Origin of the sequence: Desulfonema magnum (assembly GCF_017377395.1) — a bacterium.
GTDB classification, from domain to species: domain Bacteria; phylum Desulfobacterota; class Desulfobacteria; order Desulfobacterales; family 4be13; genus Desulfonema_C; species Desulfonema_C magnum.
Window position 1 is genome coordinate 256,961 of record NZ_CP061800.1, and the last position, 21,372, is coordinate 278,332.

Annotated in this window: 19 protein-coding genes; 13 read left to right on the plus strand and 6 right to left on the minus strand. The window is 42.7% G+C overall.

Annotation, left to right across the window (positions count from 1 at the left end):
• Positions 1-568: 568 nt before the first annotated feature.
• From dnm_RS01000 to dnm_RS01060, 13 genes are all read left to right on the plus strand, one after another.
• The gene (locus dnm_RS01000; RefSeq protein WP_207680862.1) at positions 569-1,441 is read left to right on the plus strand and encodes an AMIN domain-containing protein; all 873 of its coding nucleotides are present in this window, start codon (positions 569-571) and stop codon (positions 1,439-1,441) included.
• Between the two features lie 231 nt (positions 1,442-1,672).
• The gene (locus tag dnm_RS01005) at positions 1,673-2,530 is read left to right on the plus strand and encodes an AMIN domain-containing protein (RefSeq protein ID WP_207680863.1); all 858 of its coding nucleotides are present in this window, start codon (positions 1,673-1,675) and stop codon (positions 2,528-2,530) included.
• A 68-nt stretch (positions 2,531-2,598) separates the two neighbouring features.
• The gene (locus tag dnm_RS01010; protein ID WP_207680864.1) at positions 2,599-3,531 is read left to right on the plus strand and encodes an Lcl C-terminal domain-containing protein; all 933 of its coding nucleotides are present in this window, start codon (positions 2,599-2,601) and stop codon (positions 3,529-3,531) included.
• Positions 3,532-3,597: 66 nt separating this feature from the next.
• Positions 3,598-4,440, plus strand: a complete 843-nt coding sequence (locus dnm_RS01015; RefSeq protein WP_207680865.1) for an Lcl C-terminal domain-containing protein — start codon at positions 3,598-3,600, stop codon at positions 4,438-4,440.
• 100 nt (positions 4,441-4,540) lie between these two features.
• Positions 4,541-5,377 (plus strand): c-type cytochrome biogenesis protein CcsB, encoded by an 837-nt coding sequence (gene ccsB, locus dnm_RS01020; protein WP_207680866.1) that lies wholly within the window; start codon positions 4,541-4,543, stop codon positions 5,375-5,377.
• Positions 5,378-5,498: 121 nt separating this feature from the next.
• Positions 5,499-6,164 (plus strand): menaquinone reductase multiheme cytochrome c subunit QrcA, encoded by a 666-nt coding sequence (gene qrcA, locus dnm_RS01025; protein WP_207680867.1) that lies wholly within the window; start codon positions 5,499-5,501, stop codon positions 6,162-6,164.
• Positions 6,165-6,197: 33 nt separating this feature from the next.
• A complete protein-coding gene (qrcB, locus tag dnm_RS01030) occupies positions 6,198-8,435 on the plus strand; it encodes a menaquinone reductase molybdopterin-binding-like subunit QrcB (protein ID WP_207680868.1) in 2,238 nt (745 codons plus the stop codon).
• A gap of 83 nt (positions 8,436-8,518) precedes the next feature.
• Entirely contained in the window at positions 8,519-9,310 is a 792-nt protein-coding gene (gene qrcC, locus dnm_RS01035; protein WP_207680869.1) for a menaquinone reductase iron-sulfur cluster-binding subunit QrcC, read from the plus strand.
• Between the two features lie 85 nt (positions 9,311-9,395).
• Positions 9,396-10,637: a menaquinone reductase integral membrane subunit QrcD gene (gene qrcD / locus dnm_RS01040; protein ID WP_207680870.1), complete on the plus strand. Its 1,242-nt coding sequence runs from the start codon at positions 9,396-9,398 to the stop codon at positions 10,635-10,637.
• 109 nt (positions 10,638-10,746) lie between these two features.
• Positions 10,747-10,908, plus strand: a complete 162-nt coding sequence (locus dnm_RS01045; protein WP_207680871.1) for a hypothetical protein — start codon at positions 10,747-10,749, stop codon at positions 10,906-10,908.
• 352 nt (positions 10,909-11,260) lie between these two features.
• A complete protein-coding gene (locus dnm_RS01050; protein ID WP_207680872.1) occupies positions 11,261-11,983 on the plus strand; it encodes an esterase/lipase family protein in 723 nt (240 codons plus the stop codon).
• Positions 11,980-12,522: a type IV pilus modification PilV family protein gene (locus dnm_RS01055; protein ID WP_207680873.1), complete on the plus strand. Its 543-nt coding sequence runs from the start codon at positions 11,980-11,982 to the stop codon at positions 12,520-12,522. Before dnm_RS01050 ends, dnm_RS01055 begins: the two co-directional genes overlap by 4 nt.
• Positions 12,523-13,026: 504 nt before the next feature.
• A complete protein-coding gene (locus dnm_RS01060; protein WP_207680874.1) occupies positions 13,027-14,370 on the plus strand; it encodes a methyl-accepting chemotaxis protein in 1,344 nt (447 codons plus the stop codon).
• Between the two features lie 429 nt (positions 14,371-14,799).
• Here dnm_RS01060 and dnm_RS01065 read toward each other — a convergent pair whose 3' ends face one another.
• The 6 genes from dnm_RS01065 to dnm_RS01090 all read right to left on the minus strand — a co-directional run bounded on the left by dnm_RS01065 (position 14,800) and on the right by dnm_RS01090 (position 20,965).
• Positions 14,800-15,564: a glycosyltransferase family 2 protein gene (locus dnm_RS01065; RefSeq protein WP_207680875.1), complete on the minus strand. Its 765-nt coding sequence runs from the start codon at positions 15,562-15,564 to the stop codon at positions 14,800-14,802.
• A 183-nt stretch (positions 15,565-15,747) separates the two neighbouring features.
• The gene (locus dnm_RS01070) at positions 15,748-17,013 is read right to left on the minus strand and encodes an O-antigen ligase family protein (RefSeq protein WP_207680876.1); all 1,266 of its coding nucleotides are present in this window, start codon (positions 17,011-17,013) and stop codon (positions 15,748-15,750) included.
• Positions 16,973-17,557 (minus strand): YrbL family protein, encoded by a 585-nt coding sequence (locus tag dnm_RS01075; RefSeq protein WP_207680877.1) that lies wholly within the window; start codon positions 17,555-17,557, stop codon positions 16,973-16,975. Before dnm_RS01075 ends, dnm_RS01070 begins: the two co-directional genes overlap by 41 nt.
• Before the next feature lie 447 nt (positions 17,558-18,004).
• Positions 18,005-19,165: a glycosyltransferase family 4 protein gene (locus dnm_RS01080; RefSeq protein ID WP_207680878.1), complete on the minus strand. Its 1,161-nt coding sequence runs from the start codon at positions 19,163-19,165 to the stop codon at positions 18,005-18,007.
• A gap of 3 nt (positions 19,166-19,168) precedes the next feature.
• The gene (locus tag dnm_RS01085) at positions 19,169-19,960 is read right to left on the minus strand and encodes a glycosyltransferase family 2 protein (protein ID WP_207680879.1); all 792 of its coding nucleotides are present in this window, start codon (positions 19,958-19,960) and stop codon (positions 19,169-19,171) included.
• 117 nt (positions 19,961-20,077) lie between these two features.
• The gene (locus dnm_RS01090) at positions 20,078-20,965 is read right to left on the minus strand and encodes a lysophospholipid acyltransferase family protein (RefSeq protein ID WP_207680880.1); all 888 of its coding nucleotides are present in this window, start codon (positions 20,963-20,965) and stop codon (positions 20,078-20,080) included.
• Between the last annotated feature and the right edge of the window lie 407 nt (positions 20,966-21,372).

Consider the following 21,372-nt stretch of genomic DNA (forward strand, 5'->3'; position numbering starts at 1 on the left):
CATACATTGTAGTAAAAATTTTTGAAAAAAATAATAGGAACCTAGCGAATCCGGAGTGCAAAAATTTTATTTTTGCAATTGCGAAAAAGCATTTTTCGCACTTCGGATAAAATACCGGAAAACCCGCTTACGCTTAAGTCAGCAGTATTGGAGCTTGTCGAAAGGGGGGAGAGAAACATCATCATGAAAAAAAACAGCAAAAAGTGATATTTTTAGACGGCCCGGGACAAAATAATGCGACATCTGCTATTGTTCACAGCTTTATTTTGTCAGTGAAGCGAGAGATTATATTTTTTTTAAGGGGGATAAAATAAAAAGAAAGTTTAATACCGATTCACTGTTGCAATTATACAATAAATGTTCCTTATCGAATGAAGTTATGGGACATAATCAATGTATAATTTCATTAGAGAAATGGTATAATGTTTTGTCCGTTGAAGATGCGGGTGAGCAGGGCGGGTCAGAACCCAGCGACTCAGTATAACGTTGTGATTCTGACCAGTACGGATGTCCGGAGGGATATGTTGCATCCCGTAACCTGAACTTTATTACGCAGGGAGAAATTATAATGAAATGTCCAAATTGCGGAAGTGACAAAGTGACCTATTCACACACGCGAGGCGTGGAAAAATTTACCCAATATTTATGGCCCAAAGCACCTTACCGTTGTAAGGAATGCTGGACTCGCTTTTGGAAATTCAAAAGCGCTTCGAAAATCATTGTCGGATTAAGTGTGGTGGTTATCCCCCTGCTTTGTTTGGCAGCAGCAATGTGGTTTTTCTTTCTCCGAGGGGAGCAGAAAACTCCGCCACCTCGTTTTTCTGAAGAAAAGGAAATTTTCAAAGAAGAAAAACAAGCGACTGAGCCAACTGTCACCGAGGAAGTAAATGCTCTTCTGGCGAAACAAACAGAACAAAGCAGAACCGCGGGTACAAATGAGATGCTGTCTGAACAGAATGAAGTTCAAAAAGGACAGGAACAACCTGTAATATCAGACAAAAACCATGAAAAAAATGGGACCGCCGCGAACCCGGAATCATCAGATAAGACAGTCCCGACTGAAACTCAGAAAACACTCAGTAAAAAAGCAGAATCAGTAAAAAAAGCCAGGGTATCAAAAAGCCGTAACACACTCAGAAGCCTCGGACCGAAAGCCTCAGAAGGTGAATTCGGTCTGGTGTTTTCCACTGCTGATCCTATTCGGAACTACAAGCACTTTCCCTTGGATGAGACCCCCCCGAAAGTGGTGATAGATTTGCTGGGAAAATGGAACTATTCAGGGAGAAAAACATTAAGGGTACAAAGCGATATGGTCAGCCGAGTCAGGATCGGAGAACATGACGACAAACTCAGGGTGGTTCTGGATCTGAAAGGCAACAAAACATTCACTCCCAAGTTTGAAGAATCACCCCAAGGACTTGTTATGACGATTAAAAAATGATATTATCAGTAGATCGAAAAGAATTTCCAACATACTGTTTTTAAGGCAACTCCGAGGAGTGCAAAAATGAAGCGAACGCGGAATTTTTGCAAAAATTCCGCGTTCGCTTCATTTTTGCACTCCTTTTGTCCTGGAAACTTTTCGATCTACTGATTATAGCTTTTAACAAAAAAATTATCCGGAGTGCCAAATATTTTCTTAAAAACTTTTACAGTATATGAAGCTAATATTTTGATTTACCTGACGTTTTTTACAATAATATGTTGTTTCTTTCTTTATACAGGGAGCCTGCCCGGGGCTGTTCTGTCCGGTGCGGAAATACCAAGAAAACGGGAAGCCCGTGTTGAAATCGTGAAAGATATTGACATGGAGAACCTGAAAGAAGTATCAAGGGTAATTATTTTAGCTGATCAGCCTGTGCAGAACTATCAGGCATCATTTCTGAACAGGCCCCTGAGATTTGTGGTTGATCTGACGGGAAATTGGAAAAATTCGGGAGATGCTGTCCTGAACATGAAAGATGACATGATCAGAAGCATCCGGGTCGGAGAGCATCCTGACAAGCTCAGGGTTGTCATGGATCTGAAAAATAACGGCCCCTTTTCTCCCATCATTGAAGAATACCCCAGAGGATTCAGCATAATCATGGAAAAACAGCCCGCATGCCTGCGTGATTCGGCCAAGGAAGAAGAAAACAGCACTGAAAAAACAGGTCGTCAAAGAGGGGCTGATGATGATCGGAAACACAAAAGAATACTGAAGGCTGTTTTACCCCGGTCCCCGGAGAACGGAGAATTCAGCCTGCTTATTTCAGCAGATGGACCTGTTCAGGATTACACTTCTTTTTTTCTCACGGACGAAACCCCGCCAAAATTCGTGGCTGATCTGGCGGGAAAATGGAAAAATCCGGGAAAATCCGTGTTTAAGGTGGAAAGTGATATAACAGAGGCTGTCCGGGTGGGAGAACACCCTGATTTTCTCAGAGTGGTTATGGATTTAAGGCTTAACGAGCCGCTGTCCCCTTTTTTCAGGGAATTACCCGAAGGTCTTATGATAACCGTAAAACGAAAGGTGGTGGTAACAGACTGAAAACATAATTTTTTTGTTTAATCGTATGGATTCTGATTTTAACAATGAAAAATAACGGAGGTATAAAAGTGGAAACTAAAAAAACAATGGCAGCATTCTTTGTAATGCTGATGCTGGCAATTCCGGGTTTTGCCCTGGCAGGAGCGGTTCCTGACACCGGGCAGACGACTTGTTATGATGATCAGGGGAATACCATTACCTGTCCCACGGAATGTGATGACGTGAATGGCTGTCTCCGCACATTTATCCGTCCTGACACTGGCAAGACGATCAGTTCTTTTTATGATAGTGACGGCGTTCAATTCAGTTACTACGGATTCCGCAGCTGCTATAATGACGATGGCACTGAAAAGACATGCCCTGAGTTCGAATGCCGTAACAAGAGCGGAGATGTCATCCCCTGTCCTACGGGCAAATGTTATGACAAAGCCTCAGGCGGCGTTGAATTCGCAGTTTGTCCACCCAGTGCTGAGAGTACAGGAACCGATGACTTTTACGGTCAAGACGGCAATTACGAGGTCAACCCTCCCTCCTATACAAAATTAGGTGACGGAGGCGTGGCGACAGATACGGATTGGATAATGGTCAAAGATGAATCCAGCGGATTAATCTGGCTGATGAAAGAAGCCGGATCTGCGAGTTCCTCACAGCCCAACAGAGCAGCGAACACATATACTTTCTCCGATGCCACGGGAGAATTTATTAGTCTGGTAAATACACTTGGGTTCGGAGGTTATAGTGACTGGCGGCTTCCGACCGTCAAGGAACTGGCTTTTATTGTCCACTCTGACAAATCCGGACCTGCCATAGATATTGAGAGCAAATCAGGTTATTTTCTTAATATGCAAGCAGGAGATTATTGGTCTGCCACCTCATGCACTGGTACTGAAGACGGAACGGATCTCAGCACCCAGGCTTTCTATGTCAATTTTGATGACGGAAGCGTGGGACGTGCGGAACAGACTGAGAGCAAGTATGTCATTGCTGTACGGAATCCGTAGCAGCCGTGTTTTGATACATTTCGGTTTTTAATATTTAAACCCGAATTACTTAAAAGGGAGACTGTCATGGTAAAGAAACTGATATTCTTTTGTTTCATAATATTCATCAGCCCGGGACTGGTTATGGGCGAACTGATTGATAACGGAGACGGCACGATTACAGACACGGACACAGGGCTGATGTGGTCTCAGACAACACATTCGGCTCAACACGATTGGGAAGGTGCCATACTTTCCTGTGAGGCCATTGCTTCTTCGACCGGGTTTGATGACTGGCGATTGCCGAGCAAAAATGAACTTCTCTCCATCGTGGATTACACCAAATACAACCCTGCGGCAAGTGATAAATTCGCAACCAATGCAGGCTATTACTGGACATCTACAAGTTATGTCAAAGTATCTGATCCACCTGAAGCCAAAGCGTGGTGCATCAATTTTAAAAATGGCATGGTCGAAGGGAAAGCCAAGACCGAAGAAGAATATTATGTCCGAGCGGTCCGCGGGGGTCAGAATCAGCTGACAGGCATGGTGATTTCAGAACCTGCCCAGACATCGGACTGGATGATAGGACGTCTGATGCCGATTATATGGGAAGGGGCTGGTAAGGCAAATGTTAATATAATCCTGTCTGATGACGGCGGCAGCAGTTTTGACAAGGTCATTGTCGAAAACACACCGGATGACGGAAGCTATGTCTGGCGGAAAATCGGGACAGCGGACAACGGAGAGGCAATGAATCTTGGTGAGTCTGATAATTATGTATTAAAAGTCGAACTTACAGACGGATCCGCAGGGAACATCCAGGGCATGTTTTCAATAAAGGAAGAAACCGGAGGCTTTGGCAGTAAGACGGAGCTGTCGGATATTATCCGCGGGCTTCAAATTTTAGCCGGTATTCTTGTTGAGTAATTTATACCGTTAAAATTGAAGATTGAAGCGATCTTGCTCTGAACGCTTCAATCTTCAATTTTTTTTTAAAACTTTTTAATTTTCAATTCAGAAATAGTTTATGAACAGCTCAGTTTTGTTGTCCATTGTGACATTTGTTTATTGTCTGGCAGCGGTATTGTATATCATTGCCTGGGTCTTTAAAAAAAAACTCCCGGGAAAAGTGGCAACAGGGGTGACGATGATCGCTGTTGCCGGGAACCTGGCAGGATTTATTTGGCGATGGTCGGAATCACACAAAATGGGATTCGGTTATGTCCCACTTTCAAATCTGTATGAGTCCCTGGTCTTTTTTTCCCTGACCATCGCAGTCGTTTACCTTGTGGTGGAACACACATATAAAAATCGGGTCATCGGGGCATTTGCCACACCGCTCGCATTTCTGGCAATGGCATATGCATCTTTGTCCCCGAACATGAACAACCAAATCAGGCCGCTGATCCCCGCATTGAAAAGCGACTGGCTCACTGCCCATGTCATCACCTGTTTCCTGGGATACTCAGGCTTTGCCATTGCCTTTGGTATCAGCCTGATGTATCTTTTCAAGCAAAGAGACACACAAGGCAAAAGCCGGCTGCTCCTTCATTTCCCCGAGGCGAATCTCCTGGATGAATTAACCCACCAAATGATCATGTTCGGTTTTCTCTTCCTGTCTGTGGGAATTATCACAGGAGCCGTCTGGGCAAACTCTGCCTGGGGAACCTACTGGTCCTGGGACCCCAAAGAAACATGGTCCCTGATTACCTGGTTCATCTATGCGACATTTTTACATGCCCGGCTCATGCGGGGCTGGCATGGCAATCGTCTTGCATATCTTTCTGTTATCGGGTTCGCAGCTGTTCTTTTTACATATTTCGGGGTAAATCTGCTGCCGGGTCTGCATAGCTATGGCAAATGATTTTAACTTGACAAAAATAATATTTGTATGTACACACTCCTAAATTATTTTTTTGTCAAGGGTCGGATTTTATTAAGTTTTCTTTTTATAATCTATTGAAATTATTAGAGATGGAGTTTGAATGAGTACATCAGATGATCTCAAAACAAAAAAGGATTCTGTGGAAGCGGGCGATGGTTCAGGAGGCTTCATTATCCTGTTCTTTATTATCGGGCTTGTGGCAAGTCTGATTTCGGGATGGCTGCTCTTTCCCAAGCTTCTCTATTCCGAGAAAAAACAGCCCATAGATTTTAATCACGCGCTTCACATGGAGCTGGTTGACGAGGGATGTGAAAGCTGTCATTTCTTTCGTGAAGACGGAACCTACGCCGGCGTTCCCAAACTTGCGCAGTGCATTGACTGCCATGAGGAAGTTCAGGGGGAAAGTCCTGATGAGGCGACATTTGTAGAAGAATATGTGACAAAAGGGAGAGAAGTCCCGTGGCTGATCTATTCACAGCAGCCAGACTGCGTATTCTTTTCTCATGTGGCGCATGTCAAAGGTGCGGGAATGGATTGTGCGACATGTCACGGACCGATTGGTGAATCCACAAGTCTGAAGGTTTATGAAGAGAACAGGATCACCGGTTACAGTCGGGATATATGGGGAAAAAATATTTCAGGTATTAAAAAACATACCTGGGATCGCATGAAAATGGACGACTGTGCCGAATGTCATGTGAAAAATGGTGTGAATCAGTCAAGTGTCCAGACAGGCAAAGGTGCCTGTTTCGTTTGTCACAAATAAATGAAGGGTGATTTTCTTTAAAAGGGATAAATTATGAAAATAGACAGAAGAAGTTTTTTGTCATTTGTGATTGGCGGCGCGGCGGGTACGGCCCTTACCCCATTGCCGTGGAAGCTTACGGATGACCTTTCTATATGGACACAGATGTGGCCGTGGACGCCTGTACCGCAAGATGGTGAAGTTAGCTATGTAAATTCTGTCTGCACGCTCTGCCCCGCGGGCTGCGGCATTTCTGTCCGTAAGGTTGATGACCGGGCGGTTAAAATAGAAGGAATGGCAGGCTATCCCGGAAGCAATGGAAACGCATGTATTCTGGGAATGGCAGGACTTCAGTTGCTTTACAGTCCCACACGCGTCAAAACACCGCTGAAACGGGTGGGAAACAGAGGCGAGGGAAAATGGAAGGCCATTTCCTGGGATGACGCGATTTCAGAAGTGGCGGGAAAACTTGGTGAATTAAGAAAAGACCAGTCTTCCGCAGTGGCCGGTATTGTCGGTTCAGATCGCGGAACAGTGCCTCAGTTGCTTAAACGACTCCTGACCGCTTATGGCTCGCCCAATTTTATGTGTTCACCATCCATGGATGATTCTTATGCGCTCACACTGAAGCTTATGCACGGTGTTTCCGCTTCAGCCGGTTTTGATATTGAAAACGCCAACTTTGTGTTAAGCTTCGGAAGCGGCATCATAGAAGGCTGGGGATCATCTGTGCGCATGTTCAAAGCCAACAGCGCGCTGAAAGATAAAAAAGGGAAAATGGTTCAGATTGAGCCGCGCCTGTCAAACACAGCCGCAAAAGCGGATCAGTGGGTCCCTGTCAGACCCGGCACGGAAACAGTTTTCGCGTTGGGGCTGGCCTATGTAATTATTCAGGAATCTCTCTATAACAAAGATTTTGTTGAAAATTATACGGCTGAATTTGACGCGTTCAGACAAATGCTTGATGCCTACAGCCCGGATAAGGTTGCTGAAATAACAGGCATTGACGCTGAAGCCATCACAACGCTGGCAAAAGCGTTTGCCGGGGCTTCCAATCCGCTGGCGGTTTGCGGCAGAGGACAGGGAACAACACCGGGCAGCCTTCATGAATTCATGGCTGTGCATGCCTTAAACGCGCTGGTGGGCAACATCAATAAAAAGGGCGGCGTATGGGCAGTTCCTGCCCCGGATTATATCCAGTGGCCGGATCCGGAACTGGATGACATTGCTCAGAAGGGAATTCAGACAGCACGGGCTGACGGTGCGGGAAGTGAAAAATATCCACACACCGCCTCTCTGCTAAACCGGCTTCCGGAGGTTATCAATTCAGCAGCGCAAAGCCCTGTTCAGGCCCTGCTTGTTTCAGGAGCGAATCCGCTTTACGCATTGCCTGACAGCAAAGCTGTGAAAAAGGCATTTGACAAAATACCTTTTATCGTGAGTTTTTCCTCTCAGATGGATGAGACTGCTCAATACGCTGATATTATCCTCCCGAACCATGCCTATCTTGAACGCTATCAGGATGTTCCCACCCCGACAGGTCTTCAGACACCCCTTACCGGGCTGTCAAAACCTGTGCTGGATCCCCTGTTTGACACAAAACACACAGGAGACGCGATCATTATGATCGCAAAAGCATTGGAAGGCAACATCGCGGCAGCTTTCCCGTGGGACAATTATGAAGTCTGTCTGAGTGAGACTTTGGGAGATAAATGGGATGCCCTGGTTGAAAACGGATTTGTGGCTCAGGATTTTCAGGAGCCAGGATGGGAAGGCGCGTTTACGACCCCCTCGGGAAAATTTGAGTTCGTTTCCAAGGCTTGCGCGGCAGAATCAGATAAGCCCGTTTTCAGTTCAGTGACACCTGAAGGAGATGAAAAAACATATCCCCTTATACTTATACCTTATGATTCCATGAGACTGTCAAACGGTTTTATCGGCAACCCCCCGTTCCTCACCAAAACGGTTGAGGATACGGTTCTTAAAGGCAATGATATTGTTGTTGAAATTAATCCTGCGACCGCCAAAGACCGTTTATTTTCGCTGAATGACGGTGCCCCTGCGATGCTGAGTACGCCCAGAGGAGAGGTAAGAGTCAGGGTGCATCTGTCTGATGGCATTATGCCGGGATTTATGGCAATGGCCAGAGGATTGGGACATACCGCGTATGATGATTATCTGGCAGGAAAAGGCGCTAATTTCAATGAGCTTATCGGCCCGGCGGAAGACCCTGTTTCCGGTTTGGACTCAGCCTGGGGAATCAGGGCAAAGCTGACCAATGTTCCAATATGACAATTATTGAAAATTGAAGATTGAAGATTGAAAACCTCAATATTCAATACTCAGTACTCAATATTCAATCCAAAGAGGTTTTGATGAAGAAAGAACATAGTAAAGCCAAAAAATATGGAATGGTCATAGACCTGGATAAATGTACCGGGTGCGGGGCCTGCATGGTGGCTTGTATGGCAGAAAACAATGTTCCCTTTAAGAAAGATGAATCAAACAAGCTGGACAGCATCACATGGCTGCGGGTTTTCAAACTGACAAACGGCAAATCTTTCCCGGACGCGGACACATGTTATCTGCCCAGGCCCTGTATGCACTGTGAGGGGGAACATGGCCATGCGCCGTGTGTGTCGGTTTGTCCGGCAACTGCCACGGACTATAGCCATGAAACAGGAATTGTCAGCCAGATTTACACCCGCTGTTTCGGATGCCGGTATTGTATGGCCGCGTGTCCGTATCATGCCCGGTATTTTAACTGGTGGGATCCGGTCTGGCCCGAAGGTATGGAAAAACTCCTGAATCCGAACGTGTCTGTCCGCATGAGAGGTGTGGTGGAAAAATGCAGTTTCTGCTTTCACAGGTACCAGGCCGCAAAGGAAAAGGCCTATTATGAAGGTCGGCAGGAGCTTGAAGAAGACGAATATCAGACAGCCTGTACACAGGCATGCCCCGCGGGTGCCATTACTTTTGGCGATCTGAACAACCCGAAGCATGCGGTATATGAACTGAAGAAAGACAAAAACGCATTTCGCCTGCTTGAAAGACTGGGAACCAATCCCAAAGTCTATTACATTTCAACTCGGAAATGGGTAAGACAGGCCGGAGATAATTACCTTGAAGGCTATGAAACAGAAGGTAAGGTAAAAAAACATCGTTAAGCCGATTGAAGCGTGAAGACTGAAGATTTCCGCATACAATCTTCAATCGAAAATCTTCAATCCTAAAATAAGGAGTACATGAATTATGGATTCTGCATTAATTCCCAAGGGAGTCAGACGCTGCTCCATAGGGCAATTTGCCCTGTTTGTCGGTGTGGTCGGTGTTGTCCTGCTGTGGGGCGTTTTTGCCATGCTGCTTTGCTGGATAAAGGGCCTTAATCAGACCAACATGAATGACTACTACGGGTTTGCATTATGGATATGGGCGGACCTTGCGGTGATTGCGCTGGGCGGGGGTGCGTTCTTTACCGGCTTTCTAAGATATATCATTGGGAAGGATGAGTTGAAAAACATCATCAACTATGCGGTGCTGATCGGCTTTATCTGCTACAGTTCGGCATTGCTGATTCTTGCCATTGATATCGGACAGCCGTTAAGGGGATGGTTTATTTTCTGGCATGCAAATGTTCATTCCATGCTTACTGAGGTGGCATTCTGTCTTTCCTGTTACTTTGGTGTGCTGACCATTGAGTATCTGCCCCTTATTCTTGAAAACCGCCAGTTGGATAAGGTTCCGTTTTTTCATAACCTGAGTCACAACCTGCATGAAGTCATGGCTGTTTTTGCAGCGACCGGCGCATTTCTGTCCTTTTTCCATCAGGGATCTCTGGGTGGTGTCGCAGGTGTCCTTTTCGGGCGTCCGTTTGCCTACAGGGAAGGGATTTTTATATGGCCCTGGACATTCTTTCTTTTCACATGGTCAGCAGCGGCCTGTGGCCCGTGCTTTACGATCATGATCACCCGACTGACTGAAAAAATTACCAGAAAAACACTGGTTAAACAGAATGTGGTTGAGCTTCTCGCGAAGATTTCAGGGTGGATGCTCTTAACCTACACGATTGCCAAAATTATTGATACATGGTACTGGGCCGCAGTGTCAGCCCCTGCCGGCGGTTTCTGGCTCATGGATTTTTATTCCAACAATCCGTTGTACGGGCCGTGGATACTGATTACCGAAGTTCTGATTTGCGGTGCGCTTCCTGCGTGTATTCTTATCACCAAGAGCGGACGTAAAAATCCTTTTACGCTTATGATAGCTGCTGTTCTGGCGGTCATAGGGGTTTCCCTGAATCGCTGGGTAATGGTTCTGCAAGTCATGGCTGTGCCGGTAATGTCATTTGATAAATGGGTGATGTATTCCCCCAGTTGGCAGGAGGTTGCCACAACCATTCTTCCGGTTGCCTATGGCGTTATCCTGATCGCCATTTCACACCGTTATCTGCCGATATTTCCGCAGGAACGGGAGTTAAATCCAATTGAGAATTGAGAATTGAGAATTGAGAATTGAAAATTGAGAATTGAGAATTGAAAAAAAATTGATGGGTTGCTTCATCTTAGTTGTTCAATTCTCAATGTTCAATTCCAAGGAGGATACTATGTTTCCGTTTATATTTGAGTGGATGTGGGATATGTCACATGTCGTTTTCATGGGCGGTCTTTGGTACGCACTGACGATCATAGGACTCGGGATGACATACTGCATTCTGAAAGCTGCTGTTGATACTGCTCAGGGTAAAGGCAGCCATCACCACGAATAGCATCAGGGAATTAAAAAAGAATTAAAATAAAAAACGCTTGCTCCGTTATACGGGGGAAGCGTTTTTTTTTTCAGAAAAAATCCCGTCAATTTTCCGAATTTCCTGGAGACGGCATATTTGTAGTACACCACTTTTTAAGTCCGTACCCCCTTTCTGCTCCCGCCGGATTGGTAAATCCGGCGGCTCGGATTTGTCAGTCCGAGCCGAGCAAGGGGGGGACGGACTTAAAAAGTGGTGTACTCATGAAAAAGCCGGGTTTTTCGCCCTCGCTCATAAAAATATTTTCAGATAAAAAACCCGGCTTTTCAACATTTATTGCTGAAATCGTTCGGATCACAAAGCACATGATTTTATGATAAAACATAATAAAATAATTTGCTATTTTCTCTTATCATTTTGTATGAACATATCTTTGGCAGATGACATCAGAAACAGAGATTATGTTGTATTGCTTCACGGACTGGGAAGAACATCCAACTCATTTGATAAAATGAAAAATTATTTGGAAAGTAAGGGATATGATGTTCTGAACATTGATTATCCGTCGAGAAAATATAATATCCAGACATTAAGTGATAACTATGTAAAACAGGCCATTGAAAATCATTGTTCGGATAAAAAAAGGAAAATACATTTTGTGACCCATTCCATGGGCGGGATTATTCTGAGATATTATCTGAAAAAACATAAACCTGAAAATATCGGAAGAGCCGTCATGTTATCCCCGCCAAACCAGGGAAGTGAAGTTGTTGATGCTTTAAAAAACAGTTCTGCTGTAAAAAAAATATTCGGTCCCGCTTTTTTACAACTCAGCACAGATTCATCCAGTTTTGTAAATCAGCTGGGCAGGGCCAATTTTGAAGTGGGCATTATAACAGGAAACAAATCCGTCAATTGGATCAATTCATTGATAATACCCGGAGAAGACGATGGAAAAGTATCTGTTAATCGGTCTCAGTTAGAAAATATGAAAGATTTTCTTGTCGTGAAAAGGACGCATCCCTTTATAATGAAAGCCAATGAAGTCATGAAAGCCGCAGCTTGTTTTTTAGAAACAGGGAAGTTTGATAAATGAAAACAGAGGGTGGGAAAATGGGCCGTAAGGGAATAGTATCTTCAAATTTCAAGTTTCAAGTTTCAAATTTCAAGTTTCAAGTTTCAAGTTTCAAGTTTCAAGTTTCAAGTTTCAAGTTTCAAGTTTCCAAAGGCTTTACGCTCATTGAAACCCTTGTTGCAATGATGATTCTGTCCATTTCCCTGGTGATAATTCTTCAATTATTTTCCGGGGGGTTAAGGTCGGGCAAGCTGTCGGAAAATTATACCCGTGCCATATTTCATGCAAGAGAAAAGATGGAAGAAACATTGCTTGCCAAAGCATTGGAAGATGAGGTGACTGAGGGAAATTTTGAGGATGGGTTCAAATGGAAATCAGAAATCGTTTATCTTGCGCCTGAAGAGAAGGACGGGGAGAAAAAAAAAGAACCTGTGGATATGTTTAATATAACCATAGAAATAAGCTGGAATGAGGGAAGGAATAAAAAGCATTTTCAAATAAGTACCTTAAAAATTGCAAAAAAGTTAACATCTGAAGATGACAGGAATATTTCCCTGTAAACTCGATGATCAGGTTTTCTGACCTGGTTCGGACAAAAACCCGGGTCAGACCAGAAAGCTTGATTATCGGGTGTAAAGAAACACGGTCGTGTTCCAAAACCGGAGCTAAAATTTACAACCCTTTGAATCAATTTGGCAAATATCGGATCAGGTACAGTTTTAGAACACCACTTTTTTTAAAACTCGATGATCAAGTTTTTTTCTGTCATTCCTGCAAAAGCCGGAACCCACTGCTCCCGGAATCGCGGCAGCTGCCAAAAACAGATTCCTGCTTTCGCAGGAATGACAAATTGTCCGGCCGGACCGGATCAAAAAATTTGATCATCGAATAAAGGAACTCGAAATAAATAACATACCCAATACAAAAACGTAGGGTGGGCGGAGCGAAGCGCAACCCACCCTACACCGGGTATTTTATTTTTGGGGAAATCCCTAAAAGGAACTGAAAATAGCATGAAGGGATCTGCGCCCAATTTAACTATGAAAGGTTAATCATAAAAAAATATGGACAAAAAATTATTCCCCAAACATTGGCTGACCCATATTCAGGGAAAACTGATTCTGATACTGATTTTGACAGTTACGGTCATATTCTCATTTTTTGCTGTTTTCTACTATTTCAAAACCAAATCCGACATGAACACGGAATTGTATAAGCTGGCAGATTTTTTTGCTAAAAATTTATCAGAAAGTATAAAAGAGCCTTTATGGAATGAGGATGACGTAACTGTTGAGAAAATTATAAATTCCGCAATGCTTGAAAAACAGATTGTTTCGATTCTTATAATGTATGAAAATGACATCTCTTATGGTAAAATAAGAGATGACAGTTGGAATATTATCAAAGCTCATAAAAAAATTTCCAAAAATTATTATATGCGAAGTGAAAATATTTCAAAGGGCGATAACAAAATAGGTAGCGTCGAAGTTTATCTGACTTCCGAATTTATTCAGAAAAAACTTAATGATTCAATAATCAGTATGTTTGTATCATTTTTAATTTTAATCAGTTCATTATGTCTGATCTTTTTTTTCAGCATCAGGAAATGGGTGGTTTTTCCTGTGAGCTATGTTATCAGAGGCGTGGAGAAGGGGACAGAACAAATATTTTTTTCTTCCGGCCAGGTCGCATCCGCCAGCCAGTCTCTGGCTGAGGGAACTTCCGAGCAGGCCGCTTCAAGTCAGGAAATATCTTCATCTCTGGAAGAAGTGTCTTCCATGATAAGACAAAATGCGGACAGCGCAGGTCAGGCAAACAACTTTATAACAGATGCCGGACAGATTATTCAAAACGCCAGCAATTCAGTGAACAAACTGACAAATTCGATGGAAGAAATCATCAGCACGAGCAGGGAAACATCAGGGCTGATAAAAGTGATTGATGAAATTGCTTTCCAGACAAATCTTCTGGCACTGAATGCTTCTATTGAAGCAGCCAGAGCAGGGGAAGCCGGCGGCGGATTTGCAATCGTCGCGGATGAGGTAAAAAATCTGGCAATGAGATCTGCTCAGGCAGCCGGCGATACATCCGACCTGATTGAAGAATCATTGAAAAAGATACAAATTGGCGGACAAACAGCGTCAGAAACTCATAAAATTTTTGGTGAAGTTGTCGGCTATGCTGAACGTGTAAGAAAACTGATAACTGAAATCGCCAAAACATCTGATGAACAGGCGATCAGAATTGAGCAGTTGAATGATGCAGTTACAGAAACAGACAAGGTAACTCAGAACAATGCAGCGAACGCGGAGGAGACAGCTTCTGCTTCCGAAGAAATGAAGATGCAGGTGAACAAAATAAGAATGCTTGTCAATAAACTGACAATTCTGATAGGTAAAAAAGCATAAATTGATAATTGATAATTGATAATTGATAATTGATAATTGATAATTGATAATTGATGATTGATAATTGATAATTGATAATTGATAATTGATGATTGATAATTGATAATTGATAATTATTTTTTCCGGTATTTCTATCCGGACACTTAAATTCGTCCGAAACGGATGTGTCTGTTACCACAGAGAAATATTTCAGATAAGTACCTAACCATAACTTTCCGATATTCGAACAGAAAAGAAACCCGGCTTTTTTTCCGGACAGAAGACTCCCCTCGCCGCAAAAAGCCGGGTTTCTCCCCCCCTTCGCCGTGTCTGTCCCGCTACAGCCCGAAAACTTTTCGATCTACTGAGTATAAAAATGTCCGCCTCTGCCCGAGTCCCATAGGGACGACATATTTACAGGATATGCCGTCCCTACGGGACTTTTCAGTTTCAAGTTTCGAGTTTCAAGTTTCGAATTTCAAGTTCTCGGAGTTTAGCATATTTCATAAAAGAGCCCTGGGCATTCATCATGGAAATCATGAAACCGTCAAAGCCTTCTGATATTCCCAATTCAAGGAAGTACGAGCGAACAAACATCCAGAGGCCGTGTGAAAAAGGGGTCCACCATCCTGCACGTCTGCCATCCTGAAGCATTTCCTCGGCCGCCAGCGTGGAATAAATCTGCATCTTATGGATCAGATCCGCATAATTTCGAAAACTGTAATGTTCAAGAACTATATCCAGTTCTTTGACATCTCCGTCAGCAATCCAGCTTTCATGCACGAGATGGTCATTAAATCTGCCCTGACGACGGTCAACCAGCCTCAGTACCCGATTCGGCCACCATCCGCAGCAACGTATCCAGCGATCATGGAAAAAGCTTTTTCTGAGAAAGCTGTAAGCCACATAAGATGGCTCTCCGAGTATTTTTTTAATCTCGTCTGCGGTTTCTTTGGGAACCCGTTCATCAGCATCCAAGATTAAAACCCAGTCATTCTGGCAATGGTCAACTGCATATTGCTTCTGACGGGCATAGCCCAGCCACGGTTGAAAAAGAACATTGCATCCGAAGGACCCGGCAATATCAACAGTATCATCCTGGCTGCCAGAATCAACAACCAGTACTTCATCAGCAAAAAAGAGGCTTTCAAGGCAACGGGGAAGCCGATCTTCTTCATCCTGTGCAACAATGGCAACTGAGAGTTTCGTATTCATTATGATTGTTCCGGTCTTAATATGTACAGCTTATAATGCCACGAAGGCACCAAGACACGAAGTTCCACGAAGGTTCTTTGTGTCCCTTTGTGTCTTTGTGGCTTTGATCCGCCATGCTTCCAAAAGTACAAGGAAAAAGGATAAGAACGGGAAGGCAAATTTTCCCTTTCTTATCCTTTGATTTTAAATCATTTTTGACATCCAAGATTTACTGAACTTTGGAAACCCCTGCTGAAGCCCCGCTGAAACCGCCAGAAGGAACGCCATCCTCGCATCCAGAATCTGGGCATTAAACAATCCGCTCACAAGGATGACATAAGCGGCTGACAGCACAAAATTTCCCGGCAACGTATGACGCTGTTCCCGGGCATTTTTTATTATTTCCAGGAAAAGCCAGAAAAAGGCAAAAATTCCGATAATCCCGTAGCTTACTGCCATATACAGCAAATCATTATGCGGATGGGCCATCAGCGGATATTCAGGTTTTCCTCTGTCCCTGAGAACGGTCTGATAACCGCCGGTTCCCACGCCCACAAAAGGATGGTCCAAAAAGATGTGAACCGCACCGTGCCACATATAAAATCTGTCCTGATGCTCGGTGTATTCTCTGCCCCAGGCTGAATCCGAATCCGCATTCAAATGATAATTCAGTTGGTCCACCGAAAGCGCCACACGGTTTCTGACAATGGGAGAAAGAAACATCATTCCCACGAGCAAGACACAGATCATTAAAATTTTTAATAAGTTAAACTGATTAAAAATATTACGGACCATCAGCGGAGACAGTAGCAAAAATGTCAGATATCCGGTTCTGCCGTTCAGAATAACCAGATGAAAAAAATAAAATGCCATGAGTAAGGCAAGGTAAAACCGGGTCTTTTTTTTCTCTGAGTTCCTGAAGCAGAAAGAAACAGTGAGAATTCCCAGCACCAGGTATGCGGACAATGTGCTGTATCCCCGGCCCAGCCCGCTATACCATCCCTGTCCTTTGGGAAGAAGAACGCCCATAAGCTGAAGTCCTCCCACAAAGGCGTTCACCGCCAGTCCCGCAAGAAAACCATGGATAAATCTGTGAGGCAAATAGATTTCAAAAGGAATTGAGGCAATGACCAGACAATACACCCAATAATGAGTTTTTGCAGCGTAGCCAATCCCCATACCTGCCGGGTCAGGTGTGTATAAAAACCCGATCCAAGGCAATATCATGAGAAACAGAATCGGCCAACACCAGGTATTTTTACAAATATGTTTTAACTGAACAGCCTTGCCTGAAAAAATCCAAATCAGTGCTGCCAGTGATCCGAATATAATTGGCGGTGTCGTACCCAGCGGCATTCCGAAAAAAGCTGCGACAAAAGTATAAAAAAGAAGTTTGTCAGTTGTAATATTCTTGCTGTCGCGCCAGTCACTATCCTTTGCTCTCGGAGGAATTTTTGATTTGCTGATCATTTGAATATATTTTTTTCTCGAAACGGGACCATCTTCTTAACACTTTATTTTTGAAAAAATAATTAAAATAATCAAATGCGTTTATAAAAACAACATCCCCCAGAGCATCTATTAAAACTAATTCGGATTCAGATTTATTAATCCTGCGTAAAAGCAAATTATCCGGAGATATATCATAATTGAACATCACTCTCTCATTTATAAAATAGTTCTTTAATGTTTCAAGTTCCTTACGATAAAAATCAAGCCCGTTTTTTTTTATGTAAAAAGAAAAATTTTCAGAAATTTCTCCGTTAAAATCCCGAATCAGTTCAACAACAAATCCGTCTCCCTTATTTGTGGATACTTCTCCATAAAATTTTGGGATATGATTCCAATTCATTTTTTTTCTTTTTCGCAATTGTTTGTAATATGAAATCTCACGTTTTGTTTGTATTTCAGGGGCCAATGAACTAATTTTAATGATCTTGCCGGAGTCGTCAGGGTGAATATAACACTCTCGCTCGATACCTTTGCCAATTGGCGGAGTTTTAATAATAATCATAAGTTTTGACATCTGATATCACGAACACCTGAACATGGTTTTTTATGAATAAATATTATCTCGACAGGCATAAGTTTTTATAACATATTGAAATCACCGACACCCAAAAGACGAACATGGAATGTTCGGAGACAATGACTTCGGACGGCGACTGACAACTGACGGCTGACAACTGACGAGATATTATGTGATTAGGCCAAAGCCTGACGAACTATGTCAGGAGGTCTGCTAAAACATTTCCAGTGTCAGTTTATATTTTTCAAACTTTCGAATATGCTCCTTCTTATTTTTAAGGAAAGGTAATGTTAATGACAATGTGAAAACTCTCCAATAAGCCTGAATTCGCTTGAGTCTCCTTATCGTCCTGACGGTTTTGCCACAATAATGCTTATTGTAAAAATTAAGCTCTCCTTTGAATTTCCACTGAAATAAAAATAAAAATATACTTCATCTTACCAGTTGTACTTCCATAAAATCCTGGATTGCTTTTTTTAAAATAAATTCATTATCCAGATGTTTAACGGAGTTCCGAATCTGTTTTGCTGTCATTTTAGGATTTTCAATCAGATATAACAGTTTTTTAAAGGATTTTTTGATATTTTCATCGTTCACAGGGTCTTGCAATATAACACCATTCTGATTGACTGATAAGCAGTCAACATATCCTGTTTTATTACTGACAAGCACAGGAAGCCCCATTGCCTGAGCTTCGGCTGCTGCAAGCCCGAAAGGTTCATAGTGGGAGGGCAGGATCAATGCTTTGCAAAGAGAGGCATATTTCCATCCGTTTTCCTGCGCCCCCAAAAAATGAATTCTTTCTGACAGACCCAAATCTAAAGCTAATTTTGCATAATTTTGCTGAGATCCTTTGCCAACAACTATTAAATCATATGAATCCGGCAAAGAATGAAGACCCCTGATCCCTGTATCAAGCCCTTTTCTTGAGAATCCGCTTCCAAGGAAAAGCAGATAATTCTTTTCCAGGGATATATTATGTTTTACAGAAAGCTCCTGAGCTGTTTCATATCTTTTTTCAAAAATTTCACCTATTTTTTTCCAGTCTATACCTCCCGGAATAATCTGTATTTTATCTTTGTCAACAGCATAATCTTTACATATATCATCTTTCACGAGATTTGATATACACCAGATTTTTTTTAACCTTGGATTGCTAAAGCCCTGTTTTTCCAGATACAGAACATATGAATGAAAGAAGCTTGTTTTTCGGAAAATACGTTCAATTGCATTGCTGTTTTCGTTTTTAGTTTTTAAAAAACTTTTGTGTGTGCCGCCAGCACGAAGATGGGTAAATTGGGACATCTTATCCAATGAAAGAATAATATCAAAATGATTGGCTGAAAGATATTTATTTACCGCACGGTTAAATAACAAAGCCTGAATGAAACGGTTGCCTCTGCTGATTCCAAGAGATATTATTTTAAGGTTTTTGTGGCTTATGGGCCAATTCTGTCCTGGATATGTCAACAATGTCAATTTTACCCCTGCTGAGAGCAATCCCTCCATACAGTTGAGAGTCACTTTTTCTATGCCGCCATGAGTGGAATAATTACTGCGTATGATAGCAACAGTTTGTTTTTTTAAAATCATGTGTCACCTTATCTGTAGCAATCCGTTAAGACATTTATGCTGATCTGAATCAATAGCCTTTTTTAACAACTGATCATTTTTGTCAAGCCTTTTTCTATTATTTTCTTCATGCCAGAGGTGGAAACAAACAGCCATGAAAGGATGTTCTTTTCTTTTCAGTCCATACTTATAGAATCGGACAGCGAGTTCCGAATCCTCCCGTCCCCAGCCCACAAAAGCCTGATTATATCCGTTAATGGCAAATATGTCTTCTCTGAAAAAGCCCATATTGCAGCCCCGAATTCCGTTTAAGCGGGTTAAAGAATAAGGCGGCAAAAAAGGAAGTCTTACCAGATGATGGCTGTTTGAAATATTTCCTGAAACAAAATGCTTCAGCAGCCTCATTTTGGAGTCTGTATCTTTATAAGAAAAAATATGGGTAAGTTTTCTGCTTACCAGTATCCGTTTCCCTTGAAAAAAGAAACCTTTTTCAGCCAGACAAAGATGATCCTCAATAAAATGCTTTTCCGGGATACAATCTCCGTCAAGCATGATGATATATTCTCCGGATGATTTTCTGATGGCTTTATTTCTGATTTCTGACGATCTGAATCCCAGGTCTTCCTGCCATACATGATAAATTGGCAGCAAAGCATCATCCATAAACCTGCGAACAACTTCAAGGGTTTCTGGCCCGGAACCGTCATCAGCAATAATAACTTCATAAGCTGGCCGGGTCTGATGGCATAATCCTTCCAGTACTTTTCTGAGCATATCCGGACGATTGTAAGTTGTTATAATAACGGATAGTTTCATTGTAAAACATGCCTTTTTCTTTTTTTAACGCCGGGTTTTTATTTGAAAATATTTTCATAACCAGCGGTGAAAAACCCGGGTTTTTTATGAGCGTTTATTTAAAAGGTCCGCCATAGCTCATTGTCTGGGCCACAATGAATACGGCCGGATTTTCCACCGGCGATGAACCCAGAACCACTGCTCAGGATATTCACGCACAACAGACTCAATGACTTTGTTATATTTTTCAGTGTTGATTTCCACATCTTTGGTTTTGTCTCCGGTTTTTGTCAGCGGAATTTCAGGCAAAAATTTCCCTGTAAAACCGAATTCCTCACGAATCAGAAACACAGGAACCACAGGGGCTTCTGTTTTCATCGCCAGCAAAGCCATTCCTTTGTTTGTGCAGGTCCGATGTCCGAAAAAATCCACAAAAACCCCCTCATACCAATCCACACTCTGATCCATGAGCATGGCAACCATTTCGCCCCTGTTCAGGCATCTGAGAATTTTACGGAGGGCTTTTCTCCTGTGAATCAGTTTTGCGCCAAAACGGCTTCTGGAATTTACAATAAACTGATCCAGAGGCTTGAAGTCAAGAGGTCTGTAAACAATACTGATGGGATATCCCAACATGGCCGCGATAACAGCCAAAAGCTCCCAGTTTCCAAAGTGGGCGGTAAGTATTAAAACCCCCCTGCCTTTCTCATATGCGTCTCGGACATGAGAAAGTCCTTCGATCTTAAAATATTTGAAAAATCTTTCTTGTTTCAGCCTCACTGACCATGCAGCTTCAAAAAGAATCTTTCCCAAATTTTCAAAAACTTTTAAAGAAAGTTCTCTGGTCTGAGACGGATTTTTACCAAAAACATAGGCCAAATTTTGCATGGCTATTTTTCTGTGTTTTGCATCAGCAATAAAAAAGAGTCGTCCCAACAAACACCCCATCCGGTCTCCCCATTGCTTTGGAATAAGACCCAAAAGGTTAATACATAAGACAATAATTTTAAATACTATTTTTTCCAAGTTTTTTGCCTACCTAAAAAATTTTATACATTTTTAAATCATTATTTGTTTCTGTCGGACAGATTTATGATATAATTATTTGTTATCATATACATTATTCCGTAAAATATCGAATACTCACCCTTCCCAAAAAGGACTGTTCTCCGTCATCAAAGCAGCATGACGGGAGTGTCCCACCTTTTACACACCGAAAAAAATTAGCCACAAAGCCACAGAGAGACTTCGTGAAAATTTGTGTCTTCGTGCCTTCGTGGCAAAAAAAATGGCCGGTTCCGCTTTTCACACATCCGAAAAAACCAGCCACAAAGACGAGACTTCGTGAAACTTCGTGTCTTCGTGCCTTTGTGGCAAAAAAAACGGATGTGTCCCGCCTTTCACACATAAACCTGTCCTTGTGTAAAAGGTGG